Below are 11,508 nucleotides of genomic sequence, written 5' to 3'. Positions count from 1 at the left end.
CAAGACGTTTCTCAACACCCCGCTCCCCAAAAACCCCAGGAACCAAAGCCCCCAAGGCCCCAAAGGCCGGCCCGTCTCCGAGCGAGGCAGCCCTATACGGAGCCCAAGATTTGTCCGCAACCAGATTCTAACCCGACGGCGAAAAAACTGGCGACACAACGGTCGTCAAACCGTCATGCACCACCCGGCCGCCCTGGTCAGCCTGCCTCAACCGGCGATATAGGATCGCAGACTGTCGGCTTCCTGGGCGTGTTCGGCGATCTGGCATTTCACGACATCCCCGATGGAGACGACGCCGATCAGGCGCTGGCCTTCCAGCACGGGCAGGTGACGGATGCGACGGTCGGTCATGCGCGCCATCAGGGCGGACATCTCTTCGCGGGGTTCGGCGAAGATCACCTTGGCGGTCATATAGTCGGCGACCGGGCGCGCCAGGGCCGCGGCGCCGTCGATGGCCAGGGCCCTGACTACGTCCCGCTCGGAAAAGACGCCGGCGACCAGATCGCCGTCGCAGACGACCAGTGCGCCGACGCCCTTCTCGTCCAGTGGCTGGCACGCATCGGACACCGTCGTTTCCGGCGCGATGGCGAAGACGGCGTTTCCCTTGGTCTTGAGGATTTCGGCGACGAACATCGCGGCTCCTTCTCTGGGTTTCAGAGACGACCGCAGGGCCGGGATGGCGACAGGGCCGCATCTCGAAACCGATGATCGCTCATACGCGCCCTGCAGGCAATGTCGCGGTCAACCTCGGGCCGGCGCCCGCGCCGCCGGGCGGCCGAACGCCCGCGCCAGGGGACCGATCGCCAGCATGCCGACGACGAAGCCCGCCGCATGCGCCTCCCAGGCGATGCCCGCCCCGTCTGCACCGGGAACGTAGCCGATCAGGCCGGTCACGGCGTTGACGCCCATCCAGGCGATCGAGGCGGCGACCACCCGGCGATCGGTCAGGGCCAGCACCGCGCCGCCGGGCGCCACCCCCATCAGCCGGGTCGCCGCGCCGATCAGGCCGAACACCGCGCCCGACGCCCCCACCATCGGCGCAGTGGATCCCCAATGGATCAGCCCATAGCCCAGCGTCGCCAGGGCGCCGCACATCACATAGAAGAGCAGATAGATCGTCGGGCCGATGCGGTCGCCGAACAAACGCGCGACCGGCGCGCCGAAGGCCAGGGCGCCGATCGCATTGACCCAGGCGTGGGTCCAGCCGCCGTGCACCAGCATGGCCGTGAACAGCCCGCTCCAGCGCCCCTCCTCCAGATCGGCAGGGGCGAAAGCCAGGCTCATTCCCATATCGGGCAGGTCGCGCTGGAACAGATACAGCAAGGGGATTGACGCCGCGATCAGCAGCGCGGCCACCGGCGCGTTGAACATCCGTTCTCTGGGCGGCTTCCGGGGCGGCGGAGCTTCGAATCGACCGGGCGCGTCTGACATGACCCACAGATGCGCAAGGGATTCCACGACATCAAGCGCTTCTTAATAACCTTAATGCAAGGGTGGTCTGCGGATCGCCGAACAGGGGTCCGTCATTCGTCTGCGAGGAACCGACCCCGTGCCCGTCAAGAGGCTGCTTTTTCCAATCGCCGTCCTGGCCGTCGCGGCCCTGGCCAGCATCCCGGCCGCCGCGCAATCGACGGGATCGGGCGGCGCGTCCCGCTTTCAGCAGGGCTATGGCGGCGCCCGCTCGGCGGCGGCCAATGCGACGACCGGCTCCACCCGCGACGCCAACGGCAACCGGCTGATCGTCAACGGCATCATCCAGTCGGGCGCCTCATCCTATTCCAGCCAGTCCGGCGGCGTCGCCTCGGCCTATGCGGGCGCGGGCGCGTCCGGCAACAGCGGCTCGACCATCGGCGGGTCGACCGCCATCGGCAATCAGCTGAACGTGGTGGTGCAGGGCAGCCGCAACACCGTGATCGTCAATTCGAACCAGACCAACACCGGCGCCGTCAACGCCGGCACGGCCTTGAACGGGAACATCAACCTGCCATGAGCCGTCGCTTCCTCCTTCGCGGGTCCGCCGCCGTCTCGGCCGCCGCCCTGCTGCTGGCCGGCTGCGTCAGTCCGGTCGCCGGCCCGTCGGGCCAGTACGCCGCGCCCATCGGCAATGCGCCGGTGACGGCCAATCCCACGCCCTATTCCGCCGCCCTCTATTGCCTGGCCGACTACGCCCGTCGCTACAACCTGCCCTCGCCGCGCATGGCCGTGGGCCGGATCAGCGACTATACCGGCACCGTCTCGTCGGACGGCGGACGCCAGATCACCGGCGGCGCCTCGCTGATGGCGACCTCCGCCCTGGCCAAGGCCGGCGCCCAGATCGTCGAACGCTACGACACCTCGGTCTCCGAGCTCGAGCTGCGCTACGCCAACAACAAGCTGATCGGCGATCGCGCCCCGGACGCCCAGGGCCCCGAAGACACCCAATACCGCCGCATCCTGGCCGGCCAGGTGCCCGGCTCGGACTTCTATGTCGTCGGCGGCATCACCGAGGTGAACTACAACATTCGCTCCGGCGGCATCGACATCGCCGGCGGCGAAGTCGACAGCAACCGCCCCGGTTCGGGCATCCTGAACCACCGCGTCTATGTGATGAACATCGCCATGGACCTGCGCCTGGTCCAGACGACCACGCTGGAGGTCGTCGATGTCGTCTCCTATCAGAAGCAGATCATCGGCCGCGAGATTTCGGCTGGCGTGTTCGACTTCCTGAACGGCAACGTCTTCGACATCTCGGCCGGGTCGGGCGGGATGGAGCCGACCCAATTGGCCGTGCGCGCCCTGGTCGAGCGGGCTACGGTCGAGTTCATGGCCAACCTCTACGGCGCGCCTGGCCCCGAAGTCTGCCTCAACGCCGCCAACGATCCGCTCGGCGATTCCACCGTCGGCCCCACCGGCGGCTATTATCCGGCCTACCCCACTCAGGATACGAACAATGGCCAGACACGCGCCGATCCGTCTCGCTGGCATGATGGCCGCGACGGCGACGTTCGCCGTTCTCGCCACTGAGGCGAGCGCCCAGGCGACCCCGGCCTGCGATCCGGCGCTGGGCGAGGCCTGTTTCAGCCGCCAGACCCAGTCCGGCGACGTCACGGGCCAGGTCGACCTGAACCTGACGGTCGATCAGCTGACCGTCAGCACCAGCGCCCAGGGCAACGCCCTGGCGGGCGGCGTCACCGACGCCTCCGCCGGCCTGGTGTCGCGCCAGACCATGACGGGCTCGGCCCGCGCGGGCAGCACGGCCGCTCTGAACGGCGAGGCCGACGGCCAGGTCAGCGTGACCACCCAAGCGCGCGGGAACTACCTCGGCGTCACCACAGACGGCGCGATCTTCGCCGTGGACGCCGCGCAATCCGCCACGGGCGATCAGGTCCGCGCGCAAAGCCTCGTGCGCGCCCCGACCGGCCGCATGCTCCAGGGCGGGTTCGCCAACAGCGTCGCGGCCGCCAACACCGCGGCCCTGGGCGGTCCGTCCTCGTCCCTCACGGGCGTCATCGACCAGCAGGCTCAGACCACCGTCTTCTCCGAAACGGTCGCGGACATCCAGTACATCCCCGCGCCGGCCGTCTTCGCCGCCCAGTCGACAGCCAACGTCGTACAGACCAACACCACCGGCGCCTCGCACCAGGATCTGGCCGTGCGCCAGTCCAACGCGCCCTCCACCGTCGAGGCCCGCACCGACGTCTATGTCGACAACGCCTGGGACCTGACCGCCAGCGCCAACGCCGGCGCCAACCAGGCGATCATGACCAACGCCGGCGGCTCCATGCTCGTGAACGTGGACCAGGCCAACGCCGGGCGGGTCCGTGCCGACGCGCGCGTCCAGACCAACCTTCAGGGGCAGACCGTCCTGGCGGCCCGCAGCGTCGCAAACGAGACCGTCGCCGGAAACAACGACATCTATCTGAAGCTGGACAACACCCAGCTCAACACCGGCGGGGTCGAGGCCGACGCGACCTATATCGGCGTCAACGGCTATGACGCCTATGTTGGAGCCGATGCGGTCGGCAATGCGGTGACGGGCTACGCCTGCTCGCAATGCGGCGGCGACGTCAACATCGCCAACAACCAGACCAACAGCGGCAATGTGACGGCGACCACGAACGCCACGGTCGGGGCCGGCCGCACCGCCGTGGTCGGCGCCAACGCCGTGGGCAACACCGCCAGCTTCTACATCAGCCGCCCCGGCGGCTGATCGAAGATGACGAGTCCGTAAGCTCGCCCGACCGCTTGTCGAAAAGGCAAGCTCGCTTTACACATCCGGCATCGCGCCGTCGAGGGTCGCGGTTTCGGAGTGATTTCATGCGTTCTGCGCGCCATCTGCTGTTCGTCGCGGTCTCTGGACTGGCCCTGACCACCGGGACTTTCGCGGCCCCCGCCCTTGCGCAAACCGCCGCGCCCCCAGCGGCCGCCTCGACCACCCAGGTCGCCCCGTCCGATCCCTGGGCCCAGGCGGCCAGCGACGTTCCGGCCGATCCCGCCGTCCGTTACGGCCTGCTGCCGAACGGTATGCGCTACGCCCTGCTGCACAATGCGACGCCTCCGGGTCAGGCCTCGTTCCGCCTGCGCATCGACGCCGGCTCGCTGATGGAGCGCGACGACCAGAAGGGCCTGGCCCACTTCATGGAGCACATGGCCTTCAACGGCACCAAGGACGTGCCGGAAAACGAGATGCTGCGCATCCTCGAACGCCTGGGTCTGGCCTTCGGCGCCGACACCAACGCTTTCACCAGCTTCGACCAGACCGCCTATATGTTGGAGCTGCCCAACACCAAGGACGAGACGGTCGATCCCAGCCTGCACATCCTGCGCGAGATGATGTCGGCGGCCCTGATGGCGCCGGACGCCATCGATTCCGAGCGCGGCGTCATCGTCGGCGAGGAACGTACCCGCGACACGCCGCAACTGCGTGTGCTGAAGACCCAGCTCGGCCTGCTGGCGCCCGGTCAACGTCTGTCGCAACGCCTGCCGATCGGCGACCTCGACATCATCCGCACCGCGCCGCGCCAGCGCTTCGTCGACTTCTACGACGCCTACTATCGCCCCTCGCGCGCGACCTTCATCGCCGTGGGCGACTTCGACGTGGATGCGATGGAGGCCAAGGTCCGCGCGGCCTTCGGCGACTGGAAGCCGACCGCCCCCGACGGCCCGGAGCCCGACCTGGGAGCCGTCGCGCCCCGCCAGCCCCAGACCAGCATCATCGTCGAACCGGGCATCCAGTCCTCCATCCAGATCAACTGGATCAAGGCGCCCGACCGGGCCCCCGACACGACGGCCAAACGCGAGGCGGACATCCGTCGCGGCCTGGGCCTGGCCGTCTTGAACCGCCGTCTGGGCGAGATCGCCCGCGCCGACAACCCACCCTTCATCGGCGCCGCCGCCGGCTATCAATCGCTGTTCGACAGCCTGGACGCCGGCGCCCTGTCGGTCGCCTTCAATCCCGGCGACTGGAAGCGCGCCCTTGAGACGGTCGAGCAGGAAAGCCGTCGTCTGGCCGAATACGGCGTCAGCGACGCCGAGCTTCAGCGCGAAATCGTCAACACCCGCACCGCGCTTCAGAACGCCGTGGCCTCGGCCGCGACCCGTTCGACCTCGACCTTGGCGAACGGTCTCCTGGGCGCCGTCAACGACGACCAGGTCTTCAGCGCGCCCCAGACCAATCTCGATCTGTTCAACAAGGCCGTCGAAGGCCTGACCGTCGATCAGGTCAATCAGGCGACCAAGGCCGTGTTCGAAGGTCAGGGCCCTCTGCTTCTGTTCAGCTCGCCCGTCCCGGTCGAGGGCGGAGAGGCCGCCGTCACCGCCGCGCTGGAAGCGTCGCGCAACACTCCGGTCCAGGCCCGCGCCGCCGAGGCCGAGCTGAAATGGCCCTATGACGCCTTCGGCGCCCCGGCCCAGCCGGCCTCGCGCAGCGAAGTCGCCGACCTGGGCGCCACCCTGGTCCGCTTCCCGAACGGCACGCTGCTGAACATCAAGAAAACCGACTTCCGCGCCGATCAGGTGCTGGTCAGCGCCCGCACGGGCCTGGGCGAATTGGGTCTGCCCGCCGACCAGCTGTCGCCGCTGTCGATGGCCAGCACCATCCTGACCGCCGGCGGCCTGGGCAAGCTCAGCCTGGACGAGATGAACCGCGTCCTCAGCGGCCGCACCTATGGCGCCTCGGTCAGTCAGGCGGCCGACGCCTATGTCTTCTCCGGCGCCACCAAGCCCGCCGACCTGCAGTTGGAGCTTCAAGTTCTGGCCGCCTATCTGACCGATCCCGGCCTGCGCGCCGCGCCGTTCGAGCAGACCAAGGCCCTGTTCCCGCAGATTCTGGCCCAGATGGGCGCGACCCCGCGCGGCGTTTTCCAGCGCGACGCCTCGGGCCTGCTGGCCGGGGGCGACGTTCGCGAGACGACGCCGACGGCCGAACAGGTCGCCGCCATCCAGATCGAAGACGTGCGAAACGGCGTCCGTTCGGCCCTGGCTCAGGGTCCGGTCGAGATCACGGTCGTCGGCGACGTGGACATCGACGCGGTGATCGCCGCCGTCGGCTCCACCTTCGGCGCCCTGCCCGCGCGCGCCCCCCAGCCCACGCCGCCCGCCGGATCGACCGAACGCCGTTTCCCTGCGCCGACCGCGGCGCCGGTCCAGCTGCACCACACCGGCCCGGCCGAACAGGCCCTTGGCTTCGTCGCCTGGCCGACCACCGACCAGGTCCATGACCGCAAGACCGCCCGCCAGCTTTCGATCCTGGCGGACGTGCTGCAACTGCGTTTGAACGACGAGATCCGCGAGAAACAGGGCCTGGCCTATTCGCCCAGCGCCGGCTCCACGGCCTCCAGCGTCTTCCCCGGCTATGGCTATGTCGCCGTCACGGCCGAGACGCCGCCTGCGGCCCTGCCCAAATTGTTCGAGACGGTCGACGCCATCGCCGCCGACCTGCGCGACAATCCCGTCAGCGAGGACGAACTGAACCGCGCCCGTCGTCCGGCGGTCGAGCGCCTTCGCCGCAACATGGCCGACAACGGCTATTGGCTGACGCAACTGTCGCAAGCCCAGTCCGACCCGGCCGGCCTGGACCAGACCCGCAACCAGCTCTCGACCCTGGAAGCCGTCACCGCCGCCGACCTTCAGGCCCTGGCGCGTCAGTATCTGAAGTCCGGCTCCGCCTGGCGCGCCACGGTCACGGCCCAGCCTGCGGCTCAATAATTCAAAAAGCCCCGGCTCGCATCGTGCGGGCCGGGGCCAGTCGTTTCAGGATCGCCGACGGAGAGCCGACGATCCCTTGTCTATCATTGCGCCTGAGCGGCGGCTGAACGGTCTGATTCGGTTCCCGTTCAGAACACCCGGCCGCCGACGCCGCCGTCCAGGGTGATCGCCCCGGTCAGCACCGTCGCGCTTTCGACCTGTTCCTCGCGGTATTCGGTGTATTCCTCTTCCCGGTACATCGTCAGGATCTTGATCCCGGCGCCGTAGCGCCGCAGCAGCGAACGCTCGTTGCAGTCGCGCTCCGGCTTCTCGGGCCGGCATTCCAGCCGGCCGCCGTTCCCCAGCCACAGGGCCTCGTGCTTGCGGCAGGTCATGGTCGTGCCGTGGTCGAAGCTGACGTCGCCGTCGTAGTCCGCGATCGTCGCCTGCAACCACGTTCCGGCCAGGCAGCGATAGATTTCGCCTTCGAAGCCGTCGGCGATCTCGCGGTCTGGCCGCACCTGGGACGCAGGGTGCGGCGTCTGGCGGTCGTCGATGCAGACGGCCTGGATGACGACCCGCTTCATCATGCTTCGGAAGGCGCTGTAGGGCGTTCGCACGGTCTGGGCGACCATGCCCTCCACGGCCAGGCCCTGGATCGTGGTCGGATAGGGCTGGTCCACGCTGATGTAGGCCGCCCCGCCGCCCCCGCCGTAGCCGCCCGAAAAGCCGCCGGCCCGCGCGTTCAGATACGACCGCGCCCCGACGTTGGCGCTGGCGTTCGCATTGGCGTTCGCGCCGACGTTCACGTTCACATTGACGTTGGTGTTGACGTTGTTGTTCCAGCCGCCGTAACCCCCGCCGCCGCCGCAGTTTCCGCCGCCGCCGCCGCATGACGGAGGCTCGGGCGGAGGCGGCGGCTCGCACGAGGTGCACGGCGGCGGCTCGCAGCCCGATCCGCACTGCGCCAGGGCCGCGCCGGCGCCAGCCGAGACGGCCAGTCCGGCCGCCAGGCCCAGCATCCATTTCGTGATCCGCAGCCGCATCGGCGGGAACTCCCAAGCGAATATCGTGTCGACCGAACGGGATTTCGGCCGATCCTGCCGTCACAAAACGGCAAAAGCCTTTCGTTTCCGTTGATGGCGACCACGCTTCGGGATGGCGCAATGCCGCATCGGTCTGCTAGACCGCCCGCTCAATGACCGTCCGCGTCTTCCTTCGCCCGATCTCGATTAGCCGCCCGGCGTAGCGCCTATGGGCCATCCGGCCCCGTGCACGCCGGGATCGACAGCCCTCACTCAGCGCGACGCGCGATAGGGCGAACAGAAAAGCGAACGACAACCCAGACGCCGAGACGACCCATGGCCGACGCCGACACCCAATCTTCCGCTCGCGACTATCGCGACACCGTCTTCCTGCCGGAGACGCCGTTTCCCATGCGCGGCGGCCTGCCGCAGAAGGAGCCGCTGATCCTGGAGCAATGGGGCGATCTCTACGGGCGGCTGCGGGCGCAGCGGCAATCCGAAAACGCCCCCCTCTACGTCCTGCACGACGGCCCGCCCTATGCCAACGGCGACATCCACATCGGCCATGCGCTGAACAAGACGCTGAAGGACTTCGTGGTCCGCAGCCGCTTCCTCCTGGGTTACGACGTCGACTACGTCCCCGGCTGGGACTGCCACGGCCTGCCGATCGAGTGGAAGATCGAGGAACAGTTCCGCGCAAAGGGCCGCCGCAAGGACGAGGTGTCCAAGGCTGAATTCCGCGCCGCCTGCCGCGACTACGCCGGCAAGTACATCGACCTTCAGCGCGACCAGTTCAAACGCCTGGGCGTCACCGGCGACTTCGCCAACCGCTACGCCACCATGGACTTCACCTCCGAGGCGGCCATCGTCGCCGAGTTCCACAGGTTCAAGAACTCGGGCCAGTTGTATCGCGGCTCCAAGCCCGTCATGTGGTCGCCGGTCGAGCGCACGGCCCTGGCCGACGCCGAGATCGAATACCACGATCACGTCAGCCCGACGATCTGGGTCAAATTCCCGGTCACGGCCATGTCCGACGACCACCCCGACGACCTGCTGGCCTTCCGTAATCCGACGCCTTCGATCGTCATCTGGACGACCACGCCCTGGACCATCCCGGCCAACCGGGCCATCAGCTACGGCCCCGAGATCGCCTACGGCCTCTACGAGGTCACGGCGATGGAAGAGGGCCTGGAATTCGCGCCCTGGGCCAAGCCCGGCGACCGCCTGATCGTGGCCGACAAACTGGCCGAGGACGTGTTCAAGGCCGCCAAGATCGCCGCCTGGACCCGCGTCTACGACATCGATCCGTCGGGTCTGGAGACGGCGCACCCCCTGGCCGCTCTCGACAGCGGCTATGGCTTCTCCGTGCCGCTGCTGGCCGGAGATCACGTCACCGACGACGCGGGCACGGGCTTCGTCCACACCGCGCCGGGGCACGGCGCCGACGACTTCGAGGTCTGGAAGGCCCACGGTCATCACGAGGTGCCAGACACCGTCGATCCCGACGGCGCCTATTACGACCATGTGCCCCTGTTCGCCGGGCTCAAGGTGCTGGAGACCGAAGGCAAGAAGACCGGCAAGTTCGGCCCCGCCAACGGCGCGGTGATCGAGAAGCTGATCGAGGCTGGCGCCCTGTTGGCGCGCGGCCGGCTGGAACATTCCTATCCGCACTCGTGGCGCTCCAAAGCCCCGATCATCTTCCGCAACACCCCCCAATGGTTCATCCGCATGGACACGCCGCTGGATGGGCCGCTGAAGTCCGGCGACACCCTGCGCGAGACGGCGCTGAACGCCATCGACGACACCGCCTTCCACCCGGCGGCGGGCAAGAACCGCATCCGTTCGATGGTCGAGGGTCGTCCCGACTGGCTGGTCAGCCGCCAGCGCGCCTGGGGCACGCCCCTGGCCATGTTCGTCGACAAACAGACCGGCCAGCCCCTGCACGACCCCGACGTCGACGCCCGGATCGTCAAGGCCGTGGCCGAACACGGCGCCGACATCTGGTTCACCGCCCCCGACGCCGATTTCCTGGGCGCCCACGACCCGGCTCGCTACGAGAAGGTCGAGGACATCCTGGACGTCTGGTTCGACTCCGGCTCGACCCACGCCTTCACCCTGGACCCGCGCCTGCCGGAAAACGGCTATGCCGGCGACCGTCCCGCCCACTGGCCCGCCGACCTCTATCTGGAAGGGTCGGACCAGCACCGCGGCTGGTTCCAGTCGTCCCTGCTGGAGGGCTGCGGCACACGCGGGCGGGCGCCGTTCAAGGCGGTCCTGACCCACGGTTTCACCCTCGACGAGAAAGGGGAGAAGATGTCCAAGTCCAAGGGCAACACCACCGATCCCCTGACCATCATCAAGGAGAGCGGCGCCGACATCCTGCGCCTGTGGGTCGCCCTCGTCGACTACTCCGAGGACCAGCGGATCGGCAAACAGATCCTCCAGACCACGGTCGACGCCTATCGCAAGCTGCGAAACACCGTCCGCTATCTGCTGGGCGCCCTTTCCGACTTCGACGAGGCCGAGCGCCTGACCGACTACGACCAGTTCCCGCCGCTGGAGAAATTCGTCCTCCACCGCCTTCACGAACTCGACGCCCAGGTCCGGGCCGCCTACGCCGATTACCGCTTCCAGGATGTCGTGCGCCCGGTGCTGGAGTTCTGCGCCGGCGACCTGTCGGCCCTGTATTTCGACATCCGCAAGGACGCCCTCTACTGCGACCGCCCCGACAGCCAGCGTCGCCGCGCCGCCCGCACCGTGATGGACGAGGTCTTCATGCGCCTCACCGCCTGGCTGGCCCCGCTGACGCCGTTCACGATGGAAGAGGCCTGGACCACCCGCTTCCCGGATTCGGGAACCAACTGCGCCCGCGTCATCCCGGACACGCCTGCGGAATGGAACAACCCGGCCGAAGCCGAGCGTTGGGCGGCGATCAACACCGTCCTGGAAGTCGTCAATGAAGCGCTGGAAGTCGCCCGTCGCGACAAGCTGATCGGCGGCGCCCTGGACGCCTGGCCCACGGTCGCCGCGCCGGCCGGAACCTTCGCCCCGTTCGAGGGCCTGGACGCCGCGGAAATCTTCCGCACGTCGGGCGCCGAACTGGTCGAGAGCGGCGACGCCGTTGCGGTCACGGTCGCCCTGGCGGACTATCCCAAATGCGCCCGCTCCTGGCGCCGCGTCCCCGACGTCGGCTCCGACCCTGCCTACCCCGATCTCTCGGCCCGCGACGCCGATGCGGTTCGCTATTGGGACCAGACGCATGGGTGACAAGGCTAAAGCCGACCCCATCGTTTCCTCCCATGGAAGGGGACGCCGCTAG

The 11,508-nt window shown here is 68.4% G+C and carries 8 protein-coding genes; 5 read left to right on the top strand and 3 right to left on the bottom strand.

Going from position 1 to position 11,508, the window contains the following annotated elements:
• Nucleotides 1–207 precede the first annotated feature (207 nt).
• On the bottom strand, nt 208–633 hold the full coding sequence (locus DI624_RS01940; protein ID WP_291535708.1) for a CBS domain-containing protein: 426 nt from the start codon (nt 631–633) through the stop codon (nt 208–210).
• A gap of 108 nt (nt 634–741) precedes the next feature.
• On the bottom strand, nt 742–1,371 hold the full coding sequence (locus DI624_RS01935; protein WP_291535707.1) for a rhomboid family intramembrane serine protease: 630 nt from the start codon (nt 1,369–1,371) through the stop codon (nt 742–744).
• A gap of 178 nt (nt 1,372–1,549) precedes the next feature.
• On the opposite strand from DI624_RS01935, the gene hfaA reads away from it, so the two are divergent.
• The 4 genes from hfaA to DI624_RS01915 all read left to right on the top strand — a co-directional run bounded on the left by hfaA (nt 1,550) and on the right by DI624_RS01915 (nt 7,185).
• A complete protein-coding gene (hfaA, locus tag DI624_RS01930) occupies nt 1,550–1,990 on the top strand; it encodes a holdfast anchoring protein HfaA (RefSeq protein WP_291535706.1) in 441 nt (146 codons plus the stop codon).
• A complete protein-coding gene (hfaB, locus tag DI624_RS01925; protein WP_291535704.1) occupies nt 1,987–3,003 on the top strand; it encodes a holdfast anchoring protein HfaB in 1,017 nt (338 codons plus the stop codon). Before hfaA ends, hfaB begins: the two co-directional genes overlap by 4 nt.
• Nucleotides 2,930–4,189, top strand: coding sequence for a holdfast anchor protein HfaD (hfaD, locus tag DI624_RS01920; protein WP_291535702.1), 1,260 nt, complete (start codon nt 2,930–2,932; stop codon nt 4,187–4,189). The genes hfaB and hfaD overlap by 74 nt, the downstream gene beginning before the upstream one ends.
• A gap of 107 nt (nt 4,190–4,296) precedes the next feature.
• Nucleotides 4,297–7,185 (top strand): pitrilysin family protein, encoded by a 2,889-nt coding sequence (locus tag DI624_RS01915; RefSeq protein ID WP_291535700.1) that lies wholly within the window; start codon nt 4,297–4,299, stop codon nt 7,183–7,185.
• A gap of 128 nt (nt 7,186–7,313) precedes the next feature.
• On the opposite strand, the gene DI624_RS01910 is transcribed toward DI624_RS01915, so the two are convergent.
• Nucleotides 7,314–8,210: a hypothetical protein gene (locus tag DI624_RS01910; RefSeq protein ID WP_291535699.1), complete on the bottom strand. Its 897-nt coding sequence runs from the start codon at nt 8,208–8,210 to the stop codon at nt 7,314–7,316.
• 315 nt (nt 8,211–8,525) lie between these two features.
• Between DI624_RS01910 and ileS the strand changes: the two genes are divergently transcribed.
• Nucleotides 8,526–11,456 (top strand): isoleucine--tRNA ligase, encoded by a 2,931-nt coding sequence (gene ileS / locus DI624_RS01905; RefSeq protein ID WP_291535698.1) that lies wholly within the window; start codon nt 8,526–8,528, stop codon nt 11,454–11,456.
• Nucleotides 11,457–11,508 lie beyond the last annotated feature (52 nt).

Origin of the sequence: Brevundimonas sp. (assembly GCF_003248455.1) — a bacterium.
GTDB lineage: Bacteria > Pseudomonadota > Alphaproteobacteria > Caulobacterales > Caulobacteraceae > Brevundimonas.
This window is presented reverse-complemented; position numbering and strand designations above follow the sequence as displayed.